This is a genomic window from Scandinavium hiltneri (assembly GCF_024764835.1).
Taxonomy (GTDB): domain Bacteria; phylum Pseudomonadota; class Gammaproteobacteria; order Enterobacterales; family Enterobacteriaceae; genus Scandinavium; species Scandinavium hiltneri.
Genome location: NZ_JALIGE010000073.1, coordinates 264,944 through 281,740, shown reverse-complemented (window position 1 = coordinate 281,740; position 16,797 = coordinate 264,944). Strand labels below are relative to the sequence as shown.

General features: G+C 55.5%; 18 protein-coding genes. 9 read left to right on the top strand and 9 right to left on the bottom strand.

What is annotated here, in order from left to right:
- Positions 1-137: 137 nt before the first annotated feature.
- Both pykF and ynhH read right to left on the bottom strand, forming a co-directional pair.
- A complete protein-coding gene (gene pykF, locus MUU47_RS12185; RefSeq protein ID WP_159767722.1) occupies positions 138-1,550 on the bottom strand; it encodes a pyruvate kinase PykF in 1,413 nt (470 codons plus the stop codon).
- Between the two features lie 14 nt (positions 1,551-1,564).
- Positions 1,565-1,756 (bottom strand): protein YnhH, encoded by a 192-nt coding sequence (gene ynhH / locus MUU47_RS23600; RefSeq protein ID WP_445326607.1) that lies wholly within the window; start codon positions 1,754-1,756, stop codon positions 1,565-1,567.
- A gap of 216 nt (positions 1,757-1,972) precedes the next feature.
- On the opposite strand from ynhH, the gene fumD reads away from it, so the two are divergent.
- Positions 1,973-2,185: a fumarate hydratase FumD gene (gene fumD, locus MUU47_RS12180; RefSeq protein ID WP_159767725.1), complete on the top strand. Its 213-nt coding sequence runs from the start codon at positions 1,973-1,975 to the stop codon at positions 2,183-2,185.
- On the opposite strand, the gene MUU47_RS12175 is transcribed toward fumD, so the two are convergent.
- Entirely contained in the window at positions 2,186-2,824 is a 639-nt protein-coding gene (locus MUU47_RS12175) for a TetR/AcrR family transcriptional regulator (RefSeq protein ID WP_258988460.1), read from the bottom strand. It lies immediately after the preceding gene.
- A gap of 125 nt (positions 2,825-2,949) precedes the next feature.
- Between MUU47_RS12175 and MUU47_RS12170 the strand changes: the two genes are divergently transcribed.
- The 4 genes from MUU47_RS12170 to MUU47_RS12155 all read left to right on the top strand — a co-directional run bounded on the left by MUU47_RS12170 (position 2,950) and on the right by MUU47_RS12155 (position 7,859).
- A complete protein-coding gene (locus tag MUU47_RS12170) occupies positions 2,950-4,803 on the top strand; it encodes a bifunctional sugar phosphate isomerase/epimerase/4-hydroxyphenylpyruvate dioxygenase family protein (RefSeq protein ID WP_258988459.1) in 1,854 nt (617 codons plus the stop codon).
- A 79-nt stretch (positions 4,804-4,882) separates the two neighbouring features.
- Positions 4,883-6,214, top strand: coding sequence for an MFS transporter (locus tag MUU47_RS12165; RefSeq protein WP_258988458.1), 1,332 nt, complete (start codon positions 4,883-4,885; stop codon positions 6,212-6,214).
- Positions 6,215-6,223: 9 nt separating this feature from the next.
- Positions 6,224-7,060 carry a shikimate dehydrogenase family protein gene (locus MUU47_RS12160; RefSeq protein ID WP_258988457.1) on the top strand — a complete coding sequence of 279 codons (837 nt, stop codon included), beginning with the start codon at positions 6,224-6,226 and terminating at the stop codon, positions 7,058-7,060.
- A gap of 70 nt (positions 7,061-7,130) precedes the next feature.
- Positions 7,131-7,859, top strand: coding sequence for a substrate-binding domain-containing protein (locus tag MUU47_RS12155; protein WP_258988592.1), 729 nt, complete (start codon positions 7,131-7,133; stop codon positions 7,857-7,859).
- On the opposite strand, the gene MUU47_RS12150 is transcribed toward MUU47_RS12155, so the two are convergent.
- The 3 genes from MUU47_RS12150 to MUU47_RS12140 are packed head-to-tail and all read right to left on the bottom strand — an operon-like array spanning position 7,839 to position 10,646.
- Positions 7,839-8,588 carry an ABC transporter ATP-binding protein gene (locus MUU47_RS12150; protein WP_258988591.1) on the bottom strand — a complete coding sequence of 250 codons (750 nt, stop codon included), beginning with the start codon at positions 8,586-8,588 and terminating at the stop codon, positions 7,839-7,841. The genes MUU47_RS12155 and MUU47_RS12150 overlap by 21 nt on opposite strands.
- Positions 8,588-9,592, bottom strand: a complete 1,005-nt coding sequence (locus MUU47_RS12145) for a FecCD family ABC transporter permease (protein WP_258988456.1) — start codon at positions 9,590-9,592, stop codon at positions 8,588-8,590. The genes MUU47_RS12150 and MUU47_RS12145 overlap by 1 nt, the downstream gene beginning before the upstream one ends.
- Positions 9,582-10,646: an ABC transporter substrate-binding protein gene (locus MUU47_RS12140; protein WP_258988455.1), complete on the bottom strand. Its 1,065-nt coding sequence runs from the start codon at positions 10,644-10,646 to the stop codon at positions 9,582-9,584. The genes MUU47_RS12145 and MUU47_RS12140 overlap by 11 nt, the downstream gene beginning before the upstream one ends.
- Before the next feature lie 197 nt (positions 10,647-10,843).
- Between MUU47_RS12140 and MUU47_RS12135 the strand changes: the two genes are divergently transcribed.
- The 4 genes from MUU47_RS12135 to pgeF all read left to right on the top strand — a co-directional run bounded on the left by MUU47_RS12135 (position 10,844) and on the right by pgeF (position 13,961).
- Positions 10,844-11,611 carry a basic amino acid ABC transporter substrate-binding protein gene (locus MUU47_RS12135; protein WP_258988454.1) on the top strand — a complete coding sequence of 256 codons (768 nt, stop codon included), beginning with the start codon at positions 10,844-10,846 and terminating at the stop codon, positions 11,609-11,611.
- A 67-nt stretch (positions 11,612-11,678) separates the two neighbouring features.
- A complete protein-coding gene (locus tag MUU47_RS12130) occupies positions 11,679-12,443 on the top strand; it encodes an amino acid ABC transporter permease (protein ID WP_159767752.1) in 765 nt (254 codons plus the stop codon).
- Positions 12,430-13,152 (top strand): amino acid ABC transporter ATP-binding protein, encoded by a 723-nt coding sequence (locus MUU47_RS12125; protein ID WP_258988590.1) that lies wholly within the window; start codon positions 12,430-12,432, stop codon positions 13,150-13,152. Before MUU47_RS12130 ends, MUU47_RS12125 begins: the two co-directional genes overlap by 14 nt.
- 89 nt (positions 13,153-13,241) lie before the next feature.
- The gene (gene pgeF, locus MUU47_RS12120; protein ID WP_258988452.1) at positions 13,242-13,961 is read left to right on the top strand and encodes a peptidoglycan editing factor PgeF; all 720 of its coding nucleotides are present in this window, start codon (positions 13,242-13,244) and stop codon (positions 13,959-13,961) included.
- 139 nt (positions 13,962-14,100) lie between these two features.
- Here the strand turns inward: pgeF and MUU47_RS12115 are convergent, their stop codons facing one another.
- The 3 genes from MUU47_RS12115 to MUU47_RS12105 are packed head-to-tail and all read right to left on the bottom strand — an operon-like array spanning position 14,101 to position 16,797.
- Positions 14,101-15,285, bottom strand: coding sequence for a cupin domain-containing protein (locus MUU47_RS12115; protein ID WP_258988451.1), 1,185 nt, complete (start codon positions 15,283-15,285; stop codon positions 14,101-14,103).
- A 10-nt stretch (positions 15,286-15,295) separates the two neighbouring features.
- On the bottom strand, positions 15,296-16,078 hold the full coding sequence (locus MUU47_RS12110; RefSeq protein WP_258988450.1) for an HpcH/HpaI aldolase family protein: 783 nt from the start codon (positions 16,076-16,078) through the stop codon (positions 15,296-15,298).
- Positions 16,060-16,797 (bottom strand): alpha/beta fold hydrolase, encoded by a 738-nt coding sequence (locus MUU47_RS12105; RefSeq protein WP_258988449.1) that lies wholly within the window; start codon positions 16,795-16,797, stop codon positions 16,060-16,062. Before MUU47_RS12105 ends, MUU47_RS12110 begins: the two co-directional genes overlap by 19 nt.

Here is a 16,797-nt window from a genome sequence, read left to right as displayed (position 1 = left end):
TTTCATTGGATTAATCTTAGATAATCACAATTTAAATAGTGAAATCCGATTTGCATTTTTATTAAATAAGGCTATCGCAGGAATAAAAAAAGCGCCACGAGGGCGCTTTTGTGCAAATTAAGTCAACTGAACCGAAATTACAGTACGTGCACGGATGCAGTATTGGTGGTTCCGCTTGGTACCAGCGCACCAGAAACCATCACCACAACGTCACCTTTCTGAGCCAGACCGCTCTGCAGTGCAACTTCTTTACCCAGACGGTAGAAATCATCAGTAGACGAAATTTCTTTAACCAGCTGCGCGTTAACGCCTTTAGACAGCACCAGCTGACGTGCAGTCAGTTCGTTGGTGGTCAGCGCCAGGATGGTGGCATCCGGGAAGTATTTACGGATAGCGCGAGCAGATTTACCGCCCTGGGTCGCAACAACAATCAATGGCGCTTCCAGTTTCTCAGCTGTTTCTACTGCACCGCGGCAAACCGCTTCGGTGATGCGCAGCTTGCGGCTGTCGTTGTTGAAGTCCAGACGGCTGGTCATCACGCGGTCAGTACGTTCACAGATGGTTGCCATGATGGTCACCGCTTCCAGCGGGTATTTCCCTTTCGCAGACTCACCGGACAGCATGACTGCATCGGTACCGTCGAGGATGGCGTTAGCAACGTCACCGGCTTCAGCGCGAGTTGGACGTGGGTTCTTGATCATAGAATCCAGCATCTGGGTCGCGGTGATAACCACTTTACGCGCGCGTACACATTTTTCGATGATCATCTTCTGCGCGAAGATAACCTCTTCAACCGGGATTTCAACGCCCATATCGCCACGAGCAACCATGATGCCGTCAGACGCTTCGAGGATTTCGTCGAAGTTGTTCAGGCCTTCCTGGTTTTCGATTTTGGAGATGATTTGGATGTTTTCGCCGCCGTGGGCTTTCAGGTGCTCACGGATTTCCAGCACGTCAGAACGCTTACGGATAAAGGACGCTGCAACGAAGTCAACGCCCTGTTCACAACCGAAGATCAGATCCTGTTTGTCTTTCTCAGCCAGTGCTGGCAGAGCGATGGAAACGCCTGGCAGGTTAACGCCTTTATTTTCGCCCAGGTCGCCGTTGTTCAGCACTTTACAAACAACCTTGTTGCCTTCGATAGCGGTAACTTCCATACCGATCAAGCCGTCATCAACCAGAATGGTGTTGCCGACGCTCAGATCGCTGGTGAAACCTTCGTAGGTAACCGCCACAGTTTCGGTGTTACCGACAACGGTTTTATCCGTGGTGAACGTGAAGGTCTGGCCTGCTTTCAGAGAGACGTCGTTGCCGCCTTCCAGTTTGATGGTGCGGATTTCAGGGCCTTTGGTATCCAGCAGGATTGCCGCTGACTTACCGGTTTTGCTAACCACGTTGCGCAGGTTCTTGATGCGCTGGCCGTGTTCAGCGTAGTCGCCGTGAGAAAAGTTCAGACGCATCACGTTCATGCCGGCGTCCAGCATTTTGGTCAGCATCTCTTCGGATTCGGTTTTTGGACCGATGGTGCAAACAATTTTGGTCTTTTTCATGACAGTCTTAGTCTTTAAGTTGAGAGAGAAGGAATAGGAAAATTTGGATCGTGGGCGCACTGCCACGAAGGTAAACCTGTATTACGAAAGTCGCGATGCCACGAGATAAGGATAGGTGACATCAAAAAAGCGTGCAGAGGAAAGTGAGCCTGGTTTTCAGCTACGAAGGTTGGATGAAGTTTTACGTTATTTTTTATGCAGTCCAATGCGCTGAAACCATTCAAGAAAGAATCGGTGCGTATTATACGAGGTTACGGATGAAAAAGAAAATGAAAACGCCGTTTCAGAACAAGACGATAGCGCTTAACAAAATCATTACGAGGCGATCTTTACTTTGTAACAGAATCTAATGGCGAAAGTTACTCAGAAAGACGCTATCATCAGTAATGAATTGAAAATTAATGAGTTAGCGGGAGCAAGAGATGGGCAATCAAGGTAAAGATGAAGCGCTGTATCAGGAGATGTGCCGGGTGGTCGGCAAGGTCGTACTGGAGATGCGTGACCTGGGACAAGAGCCCAAACACATTGTAATTGCTGGCGTATTGCGCACATCGCTTGCTAACCAGAAAATCAAACGCAGTGAACAGACCCGCGAGGCGATGGAACGCGTCATCACCGCGCTGGCGGGTCAATAATCAGGCAATGACAAAGCGCAAAACGGCTTTCACGGCAATTTCTGAGTGATGCGCCACCAGTTGCGGGTCGTCAATTTCCGGCAGCGGGCCGTCAAGATAAAGGCTATTAAAGGTGTAAAAATTCGACACCTGGTAAAAACTGAAGCTGCTGATTAGACGATGCACGTCCCGGGCCTCAACGCCTTGCTGGAAAATGTCCTGTTGCTGACCGCGATCGAGAATATTTTCCAGAATCGACAGGGCGCTTTTGTTCAGCGATTTCAACAAACCTGACGCATTCAGCCACTTCCCGCGCTGCATGTTCTCCATGCAAATGATCCGCATATAATCCGCATGGCTTGCGTGGTACGCCACGCTCCATTTCACCAACTGCACCAGCGCTTCGACCGGCGGTAAATTTTCCAGCCCCAGCTGCTGCTCGTTTTCACGAATGCGGGCATAGACGTGTTCCAGTACTGCCTGATACAGCTGCTCCTTGGTTTTGTAGTAATAGACCACCATCCGTTTGGTGGTTTGGGCCTCTCCGGCTATCTGTTCCATTCTCGCCCCGGCCAGGCCGTGCTCGGCGAAAACCGCGATGGCAGCGGCAAAAATCTTCTCTTTCAGGCTCTGGGCTTCATCGTGAACAACAACAGACATAGCGACTCCCGCTTCGGGTAAGAACAAAAAATACACACAACGATCACAAATTAGCAACGAATTATGGCGTGCATGAACCAAATGATTCATATTCAGATTTCCCGTGGATCATGACAGGTGACACTATGCTGCGCTCCATCGCAACCGTCTCGATATCAGGCACCTTACCGGAAAAACTGAGCGCTATTGCCGATGCAGGCTATCAGGGCGTTGAAATTTTTGAAAATGATCTGCTCTATTATACCGGTTCGCCGGCGGATATCCGACAGATGTCCGCCGATCTCGGTTTGCAGATCACGCTTTTTCAGCCCTTTCGTGATTTCGAAGGTGCCAGCCGCTCGCAGTTTGCCGCCAATCTCGAACGCGCCAGACGTAAATTTGAGCTAATGCATCAGCTCGGCTGCGACACCTTGCTGTTATGCAGCAGTGTAGCGCCGGACACCAGCCCGGACATCGACCTGCAAATCAGTGACCTGCGTGCGCTGGCGGAGCTGGCCGAACGTGAAAAAATCAACGTCGGGTACGAAGCGTTGGCCTGGGGAACTCAGGTGAATCACTGGCATCAGGCGTGGCAGCGCGTAAAAGCGGTGGACAGCCCGGCGATGGGGATTGTGCTCGACAGCTTCCACGTGCTGGCGCTGGGCGACACCTTGGCCCGGCTGGACGAAGTGCCGGTCGATAAAATTACCTTCCTCCAACTGGCTGATGCGCCGGTGATGAAAATGGACGTACTCGAGTGGAGTCGCCATTTCCGCTGCTTCCCGGGGCAGGGCGAGCTTCCAGTAGTGGAATTTGCCACCGATTTAACCCGGCGCGGCTATCGCGGTCCGTGGTCGCTGGAAGTGTTTAACGATGGTTTTCGCGCTTCGCCAAACGGCGCAACCGCGAAGGACGGCTATCGTTCTCTGCTGTGGCTGGAGGAACAAACTCGTCAACAGTTACCAGAAACCGACGCTGAACTCTGTTCGCTGCCCGCGCTGCCGGAATATCAGGGGCCGGAATTTATTGAATTTTCCGCCAGTCCTGCCGAAGCGAAAAAGCTCGGCACCAGCCTCGGCCAAATGGGCTTCCAGCTGCAGGGAATGCACCGCAGTAAAAAAGTGAGCCTGTGGCAAAACGGCGGTGCGCGGGTGATTGTCAATCATCAGCCGCACAGTTGGGCGGATCATTTCTGGCAGCGGCACGGCGTTTCACTTTGTGCCATGGCGCTGCGCGTCAGCCGCAGTGAGCCGATTATCGCCCGGGCAAAAGCCTACGGCTACGCCACCTGGCAAGGGGAAGTGGGGCCGAATGAAAGCACCATCCCGGCGGTATGCGCCCCGGACGGCAGCCTGATTTATCTGGTGGAAGAGGGTGATGATATCTACGCCCGTGACTTTGAACTCAATGCGCCGGTCCTGACTTCAGGCCTGCTTGGCATCGATCATCTGGCGTTAGGCATGGAGGCCGACAGCCGCGATAATTGGGTGATGTTCTTCCGCACCGTCTTTGGCTTTACGCTTGAGCACGAGCAGACGATGCCCGATCCTTACGGGCTGGTACGCAGCCTGGCGGTACACAGCCCACAGGGCAATATTCGCCTGGCGCTGAATATTTCCCAAAGTCGCGCCACGCAGATTGCGCGGTCGGTGGCCTGCTATCAGGGGGCGGGGCTGCAACACGCGGCATTTGCCTGCGTGGATTTACCCGCAGTGCTTGAAACCTTACCCGGCGGGCTGCCTTCTGCGCTGCCTATTCCAGCCAACTATTATGAGGATCTACGGGCGCGGTTTGGCGACAGCGAACAGGCTGACGTGCTGCAACAACAGCAAATCCTGTACGATCGTGACGGCAGCGGCGGCGAGTTTTTACATCTGTATACCCGCCCATTCAGCACCGGACGCTTTTTCTTTGAGTTAACCGAACGACGTAACGGCTATGCGCAATACGGCGCGGTCAATGCGGCGGTCCGTCTTTCGGCCATGCAGTACAGTGAGTAAATCAGACTGAACCAAAAGGTTCGGCTGGTGGAGTGAAAATAACAACAGTCATCTGCACCCTACAAAGACAGGAAACACTATGAGCACTTACAGCCATGACCACGCAGTGGCCGCGGAGGCGGTCACCGCTGTGCGCCGCACCCGGCGTCGAATCGGTATTCTGGCCCTGCTGGCAGTGGGCACAATGATCAACTATCTCGACCGCACGGTGCTGGGCATCGCTGCCCCGTCGCTGACTCAGGAACTCGGCATCAACGCCGCGATAATGGGCCTGGTGTTCTCGGCCTTTGCCTGGACCTACGCACTGGCACAGATTCCCGGCGGCCTGTTCCTCGACCGCTTCGGCAACAAAATCACCTATTTCCTCTCCCTCACGCTGTGGTCGCTGTTCACGCTGTTTCACGGTATGGCGGTGGGGATCAAATCCTTATTACTGTGTCGCTTTGGGCTTGGGATCAGCGAAGCACCGTGCTTCCCGGTAAATAGCCGGGTGGTCAGCGCCTGGTTTCCGCAGCAGGAGAGGGCAAAAGCCACAGCGGTGTACACCGTCGGCGAATATCTTGGCCTCGCCTGCTTCTCGCCGCTGCTGTTCTGGATAATGGGCAGCTTTGGCTGGCGCGCGCTGTTTATTACCGTCGGCGTGGTCGGCATCTTATTTGCGATTGCGTGGTGGCGATTGTACCGCGAACCGCACGAAGACCGCCGTTTGAGCCAGCAGGAGCGTGAATACATCGAAGCGGGCGGCGGGATTCAATCTGCCGTGGTGCAAAAAACGCAGTTCAGCTGGCCGCTGGTACGCCAGTTGCTCAGCAAACGTCAGATTGTCGGGGCGAGTATCGGTCAGTTTGCCGGTAACACGGTGCTGGTGTTCTTCCTGACCTGGTTCCCGACATGGCTCGCCACCGAGCGTCACATGCCATGGCTGAAGGTCGGTTTCTTCGCCATTCTGCCGTTTCTCGCAGCAGCGGGTGGGGTGATGTTCGGCGGCTGGGTATCGGACAAACTGCTGAAAGCCACTGGCTCTGCCAACCTTGGGCGCAAGCTGCCGATTATCGTCGGCCTGCTGATGGCGAGCTGCATCATCACTGCCAACTGGTTGCACAGCGACACCGCGGTTATCCTGGTGATGTCGTTTGCTTTCTTTGGCCAGGGAATGGTTGGCCTCGGCTGGACGCTGATTTCCGACATGGCACCCAACGGACTCGGTGGTCTGACTGCCGGACTGTTTAACTTCTGCGCCAACCTGGCGGGGATCCTCACGCCGCTGGTCATTGGCTTTATCGTCGCCGCCTCCGGCAGTTTCTTCTACGCACTCATTTATATCGGCGGCGCGGCGCTGCTCGGTGTGGTGGCGTACGTCTTTATTCTTGGCGATGTCAAACGCATCGAACTCACGGAACCGCAGGATTAGGGAGCACGTATGATCATTACCGGAAACACCAGACTGATTGCGCATCTGGGCTGGCCCACGGAAAGTTTCAAAGCGCCGATGATTTACAACCCGTGGTTTGCGGCACAAAACGTGGATGTCAAAGTGGTGCCGATGGGCGTGCGTCCGGAGGCCTTTGCCGCGTTCGTGCCAGCCCTGTTTCAGATGACTAATCTGGTTGGTGCGCTGGTGACGATGCCGCATAAAGTCGTCACCGCCGGGCTGGTGCAAAACTTAAGCCCGACGGCGGCGATTGCCGGAGCCTGCAATGCCATTCGGCGTGAAGAGGACGGTTCCCTCATCGGGGATATGTTCGACGGCGATGGTTTCGTGCGGGGCATTCAGCGTAAAGGCTTTTGTGCGGAGAATGCCCGGGCATTAGTGGTAGGCTGCGGCGGCGTGGGATCGGCGATTGCCGCCTCTCTCGCTGCGGCCGGCGTGCCATCGCTCACGCTGTTTGATACCCGTGAGCAAACCGCTCAGGCGCTGGCCATGCGCCTGCTACGTCATTATCCGACGCTTGAAGTCAGGCTGATGCAAAAGGATCCGCAGGGCCATTCGCTGGTGGTAAACGCTACACCGATGGGCATGAAACCGGGCGATCCGCTGCCGCTGGATGTTGACCGCCTGACGCCCGGCGCGTACGTCGGCGAAGTGGTCATGAGCCAGACCTGGACGCCGTTCTTACAAGCCGCGATGGCCCGCGATTGTCAGGTGCAGCGCGGCACCGACATGCTGTTTGAAATGATCCCCGCCTATCTGAAGTTCTTTGGCCTGCCGGTCGCTACCCCTGAACAGCTGCGTGAGCGGGCTGAGATCAGGGAATAAGCGGATTCGACTGGCGTTCCCTGTTTGCCCGGTTAAGATAATTGCTTTCGAACCGGGCAAAGATTTCACACTGATGACCACAATCCTTCACGTACTCGCTGCGGGCAGTCTCAAGCGGGCATTTATTCCGCTGTGTCAGCATTTCAGCCAACAAACCGGCATTCCTGTCTCTGTCGATTTTGGCCCGGCGGGCCTGCTGCGGGAGCGCATCGAAGCCGGTGAGCGCTGCGACCTGTTCGCTTCTGCTAACACGCAACATCCGCAAACGCTGCTGGCGAACGGACGTGCGCAGGCGGCGGCGACCTTTGCGTTTAATCGTCTGAACCTCACGGCACGTAAAACCGCACAAACGGAAAACGCCGACTGGCTGAGCCTGCTGGCGAATCCGGCGCTGCGGCTCGGCACTTCAACGCCAGGTTGCGACCCGTCTGGCGATTACACCTTCGACCTGTTGGCCCGAGTTGAAGCGGAATACCCGGATATGGCGCTAACCGCGCGGGCAAACAGGCTGGTGGGCGGCAGAGACTCACTAATCGTTCCGGCAGGGGAAATTGCCAGCGCGTGGTTGATACGCCAGAATTTGACCGACCTGTTTATCGGGTATGCGCACTACGCTCAGGCGCTGGAACACACTGACGATTTGCGTATTCTGGCGCTGCCAGAGGCGTATCAGACGCGCTGTGAATATCAGCTGGCGCGGCTCAGTGATGCCGCGCAACCGCTGGAACAGTTTATTGTGGGATCGGTTGGTCAGGCATTTTTACGTGAGGCCGGTTTTTTAACGCTCAATGGAAAATAATGGGGCGATTACCTGACGCGGATAGTCATCCAGCGTCAGCGTCCTGACCGGTACACCATAGGCCTGGTGCAGATGGCGGTCCGTCACCACATCGTCGGTTTCACCCGCCAGCCATTTCCCCTCCGGCAACAGCATCAGCGTATGGCTCGCCACCTGCAATGCATGGGTCGGATCGTGCGTCGTAAACAGCACGCTGCGCTGCTGGCGATGTGCCAGGTCGCTTATCAATTGCAGCACCACCTGTTGATTAGCCAGGTCCAGCGCGGAGCAAGGCTCATCAAGCAAAATATTCTGACTGCCGCTGACCAGTGCCCGGGCAATCATCACCAGTTGCTGCTGACCACCGGAGAGCGTGCCGAAGTTTTGCTGCGCCAGTGCGGAAATGTTGAGCTGCGACAGCGCCTTCGCGACCTGCTGTCGGTCGTCGGCTGACGGCTGTGAAAACAGCGCCACGTGGCGAGCACGGCCCATCAGCACCACGTCCTGCACCTGCCAGGCGAAGGCCGGGCGAAACGACTGCGGTACCACGCTGACGCCGCCATCAACCGAAAACTGGCCACCGAGGGCGGGCAACACCCCGGTCAGCGTATCCAGTAAGGTACTTTTTCCGCGTCCATTCGCGCCAAGTACGGCCCAGATCTTCCCTGGCTGACAGGCAAAACTGAGCGGCGAAAACAGCGGCTGGCCGTGACCGTACAGCAGTTCGCTGACGGATAACGAAGCGGTGATCATGGCGCACTCCGACGTTGGCTGTAAATCAGCAAAAAGGTGAAGGCCGGCGCGCCGACCAGGGCGGTAATAATGCCGATAGGTATTTCGGCATTCGTCAGGGTGCGGGCGAGATCGTCGACCACGATCATAAACCCGCCGCCGAGCCAGAACGCGGTGGGCAACAGGCGGCGATGGTCGGCCCCGACTAACAGCCGCGCCAGATGCGGAATCACCAGCCCGACCCAGGCAATGCTGCCGCTGACCGCCACTTGGGCGGCAACCAGCAATGCACAGCTGACCAGCACCCCGCGACGCAGTGGTTTCACCGATACGCCGAGCGCCCGCGCATCTTTCTCATCCAGTGACAGCAAATTGATGCGCCAGCGCAGGGCGAACAGCACCGTACCCGCCAGCAGCACCGGCCCGGCGACCAGTATCACTTTGTGCCAGTTGGCGGTGGCAAAACTGCCAAGCAGCCAGAATACGATGTTGGGTAACACCTCTTCGGTATCGGCGAGGTACTGCATCAGGCTGACCAGCGCGGCGAAAAAGCCGCTGAGGATAATGCCCGACAAAATAAGCACCAGCGTACTTTCGCGCCCTTGTAAGGTCGCAATCAGATACACCAGTCCCAGTGCGGCCAGGCCAAAGCCAAATGTCGAGCCCATCATTAAAAGCGGACTTAACCCGAGCAGAATCGCCAGCGTGCCGCCAAACGCGGCGCCGGAGGTCACGCCGATGATATGCGGATCGACCAGCGGATTGCGAAACACGCCCTGTAGCGTGGCGCCGCTCAAACCAAGCGCCGCACCGCAGAGAAAGGCCATCACCACGCGTGGTAAACGCACTGTCCACACTACCTGTCCGGCGATATCGTTCGCCGTATAAGGATGGAGAAGATGAGTGACAACGTCACAAATTGGCAAATGATATTGGCCGAGACACAGCGAAACCAGTGCCAGCAGCAACGTTAAGGCCATTAACCCCATTTGCAGCGCGCGAAACCGGGCCTCAGAGGGCATTCGATTTCCAGCTCACGCGGTAAAAGCGCTGATAGTAATCCTGCGCCAGAGCATCCACATCGACGTTTTTATAGCGCTCCGGATAGAGTTTTTTCGCCATCCACAGCTCACCAATCGCCATCGCTTCCGGCATCGGATAGCCCCAGGCTTTGGCATATTCCGGCATCAGCCACACGCGGTGGTTTTTCACGGCGTCAATTGCCTGCCACTGCGGATCGCTTTCGATGGCTTTCAGCACCTGTGGGTAGCGGTCCTGCACAAAAATAACCTGAGGATCCCACTGTAAAACCTGCTCCAGCGACACCTGACGTGCGCCTTTAACCGTAGCCGCCGCCACGTTCAGCGCACCTGCATGTTCCATCATCAGCCCGGTATATTTGCCTGAGCCGTAGGTGTTGAGATCCGGGTTTGCCATATACACGCGGACTTTTTTAGCCTCAGGAATCTCGGCCACCGGAGCGTTAGCGTTGGCGCGTGCGCTGAAGGTGTAGTTGATTAACGCCTCGGCTTCTTTCGGCCGTTCCACTACGTCGCCAATCAGGCGAATGCCCTGCTTCAATCCGTCGTTATAGGCCTGTTCTTCGTTGGCCATTGTCGGGTTCATTTTATTTTTCTCGCTGGCGGCGTCCTCGCGCAAAGAAATCGCCACCACCGGAATACCGGCATTCTGAATCTGCTGGATCATTTCGGTCGGCGCGTAGTTCGCCACGAAAACCACCTGCGGATGCAGCGCCAGCAGGCTTTCAATATTGGCCTGGGTCAGATCGCCCGGCATTGGCAGCGTGGTGATTTTCGGCATAAAGCGTGCAAACTGCGGCCCGAGCTGTTTTTTCCAGCTGCTCATCACGCCGACGATATCGTCCTGCGCATTCAGCTGTACCAGCAGATTCAGCGTCTGATGCTGAAGTACCACCACGCGATTGACGTGATCGGGCAGCGTGACCTGACGACCCAACTGGTCAGTAACGGTCCGGTCAGCGTGGGCGGCCGTCGCGGTGAGAAGAGCGCTGCAAGCAAGGGCAGTGCACAGATAAAGGCGGTGTAGTCTGGACATGATTCACTCTGAGAAGGGAAAAAATCGCTATGCATTAGATTATATAGCGATGCAGGTTGCAAACCTTTCGTGACGATTATCACAATGGATCAAGAGAAGGATCGTTATAACCGGATGTAATAACCTGCTTCTCGTATTGCATATGTCGATTAAGTTATATATTTTTATGCAAATTAAATGCATAAAAAGGTGATGGTATGATCAGCAAATGGATAAAAGGATTTTGTTTAACAGCAGCGCTGGCGGCCAGCGCCCATGCGGCAGCTCAAACGTATATCGTCGGCGCGGGTGGTACCTATCGCCCGTTTGAATTTGAAAACAGCCAGAAACAGCTGGAAGGTTTTGATATCGATGTGATTAAAGCCATCGCCAAAGCCGAGAACTTCGATATCAAACTGATCAACACGCCGTGGGAAGGTATCTTCGCTACCCTCAATTCCGGCGACCGTGACATCATCATTTCCGGCATCACCATTACCGACAAGCGTAAGCAGATGATCGACTTCTCCGCGCCGTACTTCCCGGCGGAACAGTCGATTGTGGTGCCGAAGGATTCTAAAGTCAGTTCGCTGGCGGCGCTGAAAGACGAGAAGGTCGGCGTAGTGAACTCCAGCACCGGGGACATCGTGGTCTCTGACGTGCTGGGTAAAAACAGTACTGCCATCAAGCGCTTCGACAACACGCCGTTAATGCTGCAAGAACTGTTCGAAGATGGCGTGAGCGCAGCGGTCGGCGATGTTGGTGTGGTGAAGTACTACATCAAACAGCACCCGGAAAAACAGTTCAAACTGGTCCCGGATGCCAAATTTGAGCGTCAGTATTTCGGTATTGCGGTAGCGAAAGGCAACACCGAACTGCTCGGCAAAATTAACGACGGCCTGAAAAAGATCGTCGCCGACGGCACCTACGCCAAAATTTATCAAACCTGGTTTGACGCAGACGTTCCGACGTTGCCAGCTCAGTAATATCTTCTTTTTTATTTTCACGGCGATCGCCACTGCTGACGATCGCCGTTTTTTTCAGGGAAAAGCTATGACGGGATTCCGTTGGGAAATTATCGAGGAGTACGGCCCGCTGTTTATTGACGGCGCGATAATGACCCTCAAATGCACCATTATTTGTGTGATCCTCGGTACGCTGTGGGGGCTGACGCTCGGCCTGGGCCGGATGGCGAAGGCCGAACACGGGCCGTGGAAATATGTGCTGCGCTATCTGGTGCAGTTCCCGGTGCGCTTTTATGTCAGCGCCTTTCGCGGCACACCGCTGTTCGTGCAAATCATGGTGGTCCATTTTGCGCTGGTACCGCTGTTCATTAACCCACGCGATGGTCTGCTGGTAACTCACGGCGTGATGAGCAGCGATTTCGCCCGTGAATTGCGATCAAACTACGGTGCGTTTTTGTCCTGCATCGTGGCGATTACGCTCAACGCCGGGGCCTATGTGTCGGAGATTTTCCGCGCAGGCATTCAGTCGATTGATAAAGGCCAGATGGAAGCGTCCCGCGCGCTGGGTATGCCGTGGTGGAAAACCATGCGCAAGGTGATTTTACCGCAGGCGTTTCGCCGTATTCTGCCGCCACTCGGCAATAACGCCATCGCGATTGTGAAAGACTCTTCGCTGGCGTCGGCGATTGGTCTGGCAGACCTGGCGTACGCCGCGCGTACCGTTTCCGGGGCGTACGCCACTTATTGGGAACCGTACCTGACCATTTCGGTTGTCTATTGGGTAATTACCTTCGTGCTGGCGCAGCTGGTTAACCGTCTGGAAAAGAGGTTTGGCAAAAGTGATTCACATTAAAAATCTGCATAAGCACTTCGGTGCGAGCCACGTTCTGCGCGGTATCGACTGTGATATTCAACCGCAGGAGGTGGTCTGCGTGATTGGGCCTTCCGGCTCCGGGAAAAGCACCTTTTTACGCTGCATGAACGCGCTGGAATCGGTGAGCGAAGGCGAAGTGGAGGTCAACGGCTTCCCGGTACACGATAAGAAGACCGATCTCAATAAACTCCGCGAGAGTGTGGGCATGGTCTTCCAGCGCTTTAACCTGTTTCCGCACATGACGGTGCTGGATAACCTGCTGATGGCGCCGATGGCGCTGCGCGGCATGTCCCGCGCCGAGGCAGTGACCTATGCCGAAGGGCTGCTGGCGAAAGTCGGTTTGAGCGATAAGCGCGATGCCTGGCCGTCCAGTCTGTCCGGCGGGCAGCAGCAGCGCGTGGCCATTGCCCGGGCTTTAGCGATGCAGCCGTCGCTCATGCTGTTCGATGAGCCGACGTCCGCGCTTGACCCAGAACTGGTCGGCGACGTGCTGGAAGTGATGAAAAACCTGGCCACGGAAGGGATGACGATGGTTATCGTGACCCACGAAATGGGCTTTGCTCGCGAAGTGGCGGATCGGGTGATTTTCATCGACCAGGGCATTATTCAGGAGCAGGGCACGCCAGAGCAGATTTTCAGCGCGCCGCAGAACCCTCGCACCGCGTCGTTTCTCAGTAAGGTGTTGTAATTAATCGTTGCCAGCGATGCCTGCCGACTTGTCGGAAAGGCGTCGCTGGATTACGGTTAAAGGCTACGACATTCGAATGACAGAACCTCATGGCCTATTTTTCCCGTTTACTGGCAGACATCCCCGGCGTTCGCCACGCCTTTCTCGACGTGCATGAATTCGCGGTGTTTGATAAATCCACCCTCGTGGATATCAAGCAGGTCCACGGCACGGAGATCCTCAATTACGTCGCACCTCCTACAGAGCGTCCTCATGCGGATGGCCTTTTTACGCAAATTTCAGGCCAGCAGATCGGGGTCTATACCGCAGATTGTTTACCCTTATTGATGGCGTCGCGTGACGGACGCTTTATTGCCAGCGTTCATGCCGGATGGCGCGGTACCGCGCAGGGCATCGTGCGGGAAAGCGTGGCGCAGTTTATCGCAGCGGGGGTGAGTCTTGAGGATATTATCGTTGCTATCGGTCCGCATATTCGCCCGTGCTGTTATGAGGTGTCGCCCTCATTTTATGACGCGTTATTACAAACACCTGCCGCAGAACAGGTGCGCCAACACAAGCAGCGTTTGTTCTCTGTGGCAGCGCGAGGGCCAAATGCGATCAGTGCCACAGCACGTGAAGAAAACAGTCTGTGGTTTGATTTACCGACATTTTGCGAGATTCATCTACTGGATGCAGGAGTGCGGCAGGAAAACATCGACTGTCTGGCACACTGTACCTACTGTACGCCCGACAGCTTAGGGTCGTATCGCCGACGCACGCACGTTCCGGCAACGAAAACTCAGCAGGTATCATGGATTGTGCGGGATTAACGCGACAGTTTGTGAAAACGCTGGCCAGCGATAACTCGCTGAATCATCTAAATGAAAAAAGCCATCTGACGTGCAGATGGCTTTGAAAGAGAGAGTCGGTAGGATTTTTTACCGGCGGAAGAGCCGGTATAGGGCGAATCTAGTTTTCGATGCGCGCGGTGTAGGCCGCAGACACGCGGCGGGCAACCTTACGTGCCGTAAGAGGCATGACATCTACCTTCGCAATATAGCCGTCAGGATCTACAGCCCAGCCGTGTTGCTCCGCTGCGGCGACGATCTCTTCATCCCAGTAGAGCGTTTTGCGCTGATCGCCACGACTGGTCAGCGTCACTTCACACTCACCGTCCAGCGCACGGTACTGCCGCCAGCAGTTTTCCGGAACAGAAATGACCGAGCGTTCAGGGGCGGTGAGGACCACCTCTTCACCCTGGTGATTGAACGTCACTTCCAGCGTGCCTTTAAAGACCATGATCACCTGAACCTGCTCACAACGGTGACGGCCAAGCTGGCCGCCCGCTGGCAGTTTCAACCATTCCACTGAAAAACCATGAGGACGGATAATTTTCGGCTGGCTGTTTCGATCCTGGCTGACACCAAACCCGATAACCGGCGCAATTTGTGCACCGTGGCCGGGCAGGATTGCATCCAGCAATCCCTGCGAGGACCATTGGCGTTGCTCACCCGTCACCGCAAATTCTGCCATTTGCTGCGGCGTATAGTGGGTGAGACTCTCGATTTCGGCTTGTGCCAGTTCCGGCATCAGCGCCGAAGCGTCCGGAATCGCATCTCCTTTTTCAACATCGATCAGCATGTTCTCGCGGCTGAGGTATAACCCGTATTCTTTCGCCGCTTGCATAACGGAGGGGTGCCAGATAATACCGCCGGTGTTATCGCCGCCCAGTACGGTGAAGACCCAGCCATCGGTGTCCGTTGCTGAAGCATTGGTAAAACCACGGAAGATCCACGTCGGGATCGACAAAATTGCCGGTGCGCTGAATGTCGCTTCATTTTCGCCATTTGCACCCCAGCGAAAGCGCCAACTCCCTTCATGGATCAGGAACACTTCGGCGGTGAAATGAAGATGAAGATTATTGGTGACGCCTTTCGGCATTGCGGCAGCGCCAATGTTGAAACCGTGAGGCAGCGGAATATTGATGACTTGCTCGCTCGATTGCGTGACGCCAGGCCCGATAAACGAGTAATTCTGCTTAAGATGAGAGCCGGGTAATTTGCAGTCAATAAACGCCACGCTGCATGACACCATATCTTCTGGCGTAATCAGGCGCTTACGGGCTTCTTCGTGGGTCAGAGTCGTGTTTTTCATACCATCTCCATTAATAACCGGAACCTGAACGGGCCGGAAGAACGTTGCCGCGAGCGCGAGCAACCGCTTCGCGACCAGCCTGAGAGAGTTGCATAACATCATTTGCTGGCGTCACCAGGGTGAAACCTTGCGCGATACGGTCAGCCGCAGCCTGGCCCGAGGTGCAGAAGATTCCGGCAATTTTGTTGGCCGCTTGAGTGCGTTTGAGAACATGATCGACCGCCTCCAGCATTTCCGGGTGCTGAGACTCTGCACTGGCCGTGCCGGTCAGCGTCAGGGAAAGATCGTTAGGCCCAATGAAAATGCCGTCTAATCCTTCCACATCGAGGATCGCATCCAGATTTTTTAAGCCATCACGGGTTTCAATCATCGCCAGGGTCAGGATTTGCTCGTTGGCATGTTGAGGATAATCTTTGCCGCCATACAGCAGGGCGCGCGCGGGTCCGAATGAGCGGTTACCCAGAGGCGGATAGCGGCAGGCCGAGACGAAACGGCGCGCCTCGTCGGCGGTGGAAACCATCGGGCAGATAATGCCGTATGCGCCTGCATCGAGCAGTTGCATAATGAGCGCCCCGTCATTGTGCGAGACACGTGCAATGGGAGTTGCAGGAGTCGAGGAGAGTGCCTGTAACATGGTCAGCGCGGAGGCGAAGTCGATCATACCGTGTTGCATATCGACCGTGACTGAGTCATACCCCTGGTGGCCGACGATTTCGGCACTGTAACTGCTCGGAATGGCCAGCCAGCCATTGATTATCGGTTGCTGGTGTTGTTTTAGTGGGTTAATTCGCATAGCAGGACCTCGTTTAACCATGAATGAAGGACTTTGGCTGTCAATTGTGGCGCTTCAAGCGGCACAAAGTGACCGACGCCAGGTAGCGTTTGCCAGTGTGCAGAGGGCGCGGCGTGATGTGCGGCACGATGATGCTCCACCGTGCAAATCGGGTCTTCTTCGCCATTCACCAGCAGAACCGGTACGGTGAGTTTTGTCAGTGCATCCCGACGGTCGATGCGGCTGATGGCAATTTCTGTCTGTCTGGCGAAGACCTCATGGCCGCAATTTTGCGCCATGGCGATAATGTTCTGGCGCAAATCAGCATCGTTTTGGCGCTGACCAGCGACATAGCGTGGCCAGAGCTGTTGTGTAATAAATGCCTCAAACCCAAGCGCCCGAGCGTGTTCTACAGCCGTCCGGCGCGGTTGCGCATTTTGCGGCAGATCGGCGAACGGATTAACCGAAATCAGGGCCAGTCCCGCGATGCGTTGCGGGGCGATAGCCTGCAGCTGTAACGCGACAATCGCGCCCAATGAAAATCCGCACACACAGAATCTTGCAGGTAGCTGCGCCAGCAGACGCTCTGCGGCGGCCTGAGCGCACTCTTCGTCTTGCAGCGTCAGACACTGCACATGACTGACAGAGAGTGTATTCAGCATCGGTTGCCAGAGCTGCTCGTCGCACAGGGTACCGCCGAGCAGAATTAACGGAACAGCCTCGTTTTTAAGCGGTTTCAT

What these genes read in the sequence shown, in the direction of transcription:
- MUU47_RS12160 (WP_258988457.1), top strand. Translation starts at nt 6,224, where the DNA reads ATGATCATTACCGGAAACACCAGACTGATTGCGCATCTGGGCTGGCCC.
- pgeF (WP_258988452.1), top strand. Translation starts at nt 13,242, where the DNA reads ATGGCCTATTTTTCCCGTTTACTGGCAGACATCCCCGGCGTTCGCCAC.
- fumD (WP_159767725.1), top strand. Translation starts at nt 1,973, where the DNA reads ATGGGCAATCAAGGTAAAGATGAAGCGCTGTATCAGGAGATGTGCCGG.
- MUU47_RS12105 (WP_258988449.1), bottom strand. Translation starts at nt 16,797, where the DNA reads ATGAAACCGCTTAAAAACGAGGCTGTTCCGTTAATTCTGCTCGGCGGT.
- MUU47_RS12140 (WP_258988455.1), bottom strand. Translation starts at nt 10,646, where the DNA reads ATGTCCAGACTACACCGCCTTTATCTGTGCACTGCCCTTGCTTGCAGC.
- MUU47_RS12165 (WP_258988458.1), top strand. Translation starts at nt 4,883, where the DNA reads ATGAGCACTTACAGCCATGACCACGCAGTGGCCGCGGAGGCGGTCACC.
- MUU47_RS12135 (WP_258988454.1), top strand. Translation starts at nt 10,844, where the DNA reads ATGATCAGCAAATGGATAAAAGGATTTTGTTTAACAGCAGCGCTGGCG.
- MUU47_RS12145 (WP_258988456.1), bottom strand. Translation starts at nt 9,592, where the DNA reads ATGCCCTCTGAGGCCCGGTTTCGCGCGCTGCAAATGGGGTTAATGGCC.
- MUU47_RS12110 (WP_258988450.1), bottom strand. Translation starts at nt 16,078, where the DNA reads ATGCGAATTAACCCACTAAAACAACACCAGCAACCGATAATCAATGGC.
- MUU47_RS12130 (WP_159767752.1), top strand. Translation starts at nt 11,679, where the DNA reads ATGACGGGATTCCGTTGGGAAATTATCGAGGAGTACGGCCCGCTGTTT.
- MUU47_RS12115 (WP_258988451.1), bottom strand. Translation starts at nt 15,285, where the DNA reads ATGAAAAACACGACTCTGACCCACGAAGAAGCCCGTAAGCGCCTGATT.
- MUU47_RS12175 (WP_258988460.1), bottom strand. Translation starts at nt 2,824, where the DNA reads ATGTCTGTTGTTGTTCACGATGAAGCCCAGAGCCTGAAAGAGAAGATT.
- pykF (WP_159767722.1), bottom strand. Translation starts at nt 1,550, where the DNA reads ATGAAAAAGACCAAAATTGTTTGCACCATCGGTCCAAAAACCGAATCC.
- MUU47_RS12170 (WP_258988459.1), top strand. Translation starts at nt 2,950, where the DNA reads ATGCTGCGCTCCATCGCAACCGTCTCGATATCAGGCACCTTACCGGAA.